The following is a 1,859-nucleotide window of genomic DNA, read 5'->3' on the forward strand; positions in this document are numbered from 1 at the left end:
GGGCCATCGTGGTGTCCCCGACGCGAAACTGGCGGGAGGGCAGCGCCGGACCGGCGCAGCGCGTCGGCCCCATGCCGCCGCTGTCCACCGGACTGATCGCCGTGTTCCTGGGCAGCCACTGCCACGACAACGCCTCCGACTTCTACGCCGTCGAGGCCGCGCGGAAGGGCCTGTTCGGGGCGGCCGGCGTCGGCATCGCCGCCCGGCGGCTGCTCAGCAACGAGGACTGCAGCCCGGTCAAGCTCGTGAAGATCATCGAGGAGGAGCCGGACACCATCGCCGCGCTCTGGCCCGTGCTCACCGAGGGCGTGCGCCGCGCGGCTGAGCTGCCGACACCGCCGCGGTGGCTGAACCGGGTCCTCGACGTGGCCCTGGCCCGCGCCGAGCTGTTGCGGGCGGCACAGCAGCGCGGCCTGCTTGGCGATGCCGCGGCACCTGCGGCGGCGTGGCCCGGGCTCGCCGAGCTCGCGGCCCGCACCGGGAACAGCGCGGCGCTCGGCAAAGCGCGTCGGCTGCGGGCGGCGCTGGGTCACGCGTAATCCCGGCTACCCGCGCTTCGTCTCCCGAGCGAGCAACCAGATCAGATACCCGCCGCCGAGGCACACCGTGACCGCGCCGACGGGCACGCTGATCCCGGGGAACGCGTGCTGGGCGATGAGGTCGGCGCCGCTGAGCAGCGCGGCCCCCACGCACGCCGAGGTGACGAGGTCGAGCGGGGCACCGCCCGGCCGGAGGCGGCGGGCCACCTGCGGGGCCGCGAGGGCGACAAACGCGATCGGGCCCGCCGCGGCGGTGACGAGCGCGGTCAGCCCGATGCCCACCACGATCATGGCGAGCTTTGTCGCCTCCACGCGCAGCCCGAGGGCGGCGGCGGCGTCGTCGCCGAGGGCGAGCTGCCGGACCCGGGGCCCGAGCCAGGCCGCGGCCAGCCCGAACCCCGCGGCGGCGATCAGCGCGGGGGCGAGTTGCTCCCAGCGCGTCCCGTTCAGGGTGCCCGCGCCCCAGACCGCCGCCCGCATCGCAAACTCCACGTCGACCTTCACCATGATCCACGTGTTCAGCGAGGTGAGCATCGCGCCGAGGGCGATGCCGACGACGATCAGCCGGAATCCCTGCACGCCACGCTTCCAGGCCAGGGCGTACACGCCGAGCGCGGTGACGAGCCCGCCGATCAGCGCCCCGGACGCGGTCGCGAGGTAGCCGGTGCCGCCCAGCAGCATGGCGATGAGCACGCCGGAGAGGGAACCCGTCGTGAAACCGATGACGTCCGGGCTGCCGAGCGGGTTTCTCGTGAGCGACTGGAACAGCGAGCCGCTCATCCCGAGGGCCGCGCCGAACACCGCCGCCGCGAGCACGCGCGGCAACCGCCACTCGACCACGACGCGGCGCACCTCCTCGGAGCCGCCGCCCAGCAGCGCCGTGACGATGTCCGGCACCGACACCGTATAGGCCCCGAGGGACAGCGCGAGCAGCGCGAACAGCGCCGTGAGGGCGATGAGCGCCGCGCAGGCGATCAGGGTGCCGCGGCGGACCCGGAAGGAGACCCGCCCGAAGCGCAGGGTGCGCGCCGGGGTCGCGGCGCTCACAGCGCGCTCGCCCGGGTTCGCCGCACGAGCAGGATCAGCACGGGGGCCCCGACGAAGGCGGTGACAATGCCCACCTGCAGCTCGGCGGGGTGCACCACCAGCCGCCCAAGGATGTCGGAGACGAGCAACAAGACGGGCGCGAGCACGAGCGAGAACGCGAGGATCCAGCGCTGATCCGGCCCGGTGAGCCAGCGCACCGCGTGCGGCACCATGAGCCCCACGAACGCGATCGGTCCCGCCGCGGCGGTCGCCGCCCCGCACAGCAGGGTGATC

Annotated in this window: 2 protein-coding genes and 1 pseudogene; 1 reads left to right on the forward strand and 2 read right to left on the reverse strand. The window is 74.6% G+C overall.

Going from position 1 to position 1,859, the window contains the following annotated elements:
* Positions 1-539: pseudogene (locus OOT08_RS17590) on the forward strand (hypothetical protein); the annotation flags it as partial.
* A gap of 6 nt (positions 540-545) precedes the next feature.
* On the opposite strand, the gene OOT08_RS17595 reads toward OOT08_RS17590, so the two are convergent.
* Positions 546-1,586, reverse strand: coding sequence for a FecCD family ABC transporter permease (locus tag OOT08_RS17595; protein WP_325094161.1), 1,041 nt, complete (start codon positions 1,584-1,586; stop codon positions 546-548).
* Positions 1,583-1,859 (reverse strand): iron chelate uptake ABC transporter family permease subunit (locus OOT08_RS17600; protein ID WP_325094163.1); only part of this gene is annotated, 277 nt, incomplete at its 5' end. The genes OOT08_RS17595 and OOT08_RS17600, both read right to left, overlap by 4 nt.

Origin of the sequence: Leucobacter sp. M11 (assembly GCF_035726885.1) — a bacterium.
Classification (GTDB): domain Bacteria; phylum Actinomycetota; class Actinomycetes; order Actinomycetales; family Microbacteriaceae; genus JAPFRB01.